Below are 608 nucleotides of genomic sequence, written 5' to 3'. Positions count from 1 at the left end.
AGGTATTCCGGGCCGAAGGTGAGTTCCTGGCCCACATAGGCGCTGGCCACTTCCTCGGAAATGTCGGCCTTGGCCAGGTCGGCGATCTGGCGCACGCAGGCCAGCTTCATTGCTTCCGTGATCTTGGTGGCACCGCAGTCCAGCGCGCCACGGAAGATGTAGGGGAAACAGAGGACGTTGTTGACCTGGTTCGGGTAGTCCGAACGGCCGGTGGCGATGATGCAGTCGGGCCGGGCGATCTTGGCCAGCTCGGGGCGGATTTCCGGTTCCGGGTTGGCCAGCGCCAGGATGATGGGCTGGGGGCCCATGGATTTGACCATGTCCACCGTGACCACGCCGGCGGCGGAGCAGCCCAGGAACACGTCCGCGCCGGCCATGGCGTCGGCCAGGGTGCGTGCCGGGGTGGTGCGGCAATAGCGCTGCTTGGAGGCGTCCAGCTTGCCGGCCTGGGCGTCGTCGCGCTCGGTCTGGATCACGCCCTTGGAGTCGCACACCAAAATGTGCTCGACGTTGACCCCCAGGCCCACCATCACGTCCAGGCAGGCGATGGCCGCGGCGCCCGCGCCCGACACCGCCACCTTCACGGCACCGATGTCTTTCTTCACCAG

Annotated in this window: 1 protein-coding gene; it reads right to left on the bottom strand. The window is 66.9% G+C overall.

Annotated features, from left to right (window positions below; all coding sequences use genetic code 11):
- Positions 1–608: malic enzyme-like NAD(P)-binding protein (locus HA630_RS01725; protein ID WP_305792605.1), on the bottom strand; the 608-nt coding region annotated here is incomplete at both ends.

It is taken from the genome of Aquabacterium sp. A08 (genome assembly GCF_011742065.1).
This window is presented reverse-complemented; position numbering and strand designations above follow the sequence as displayed.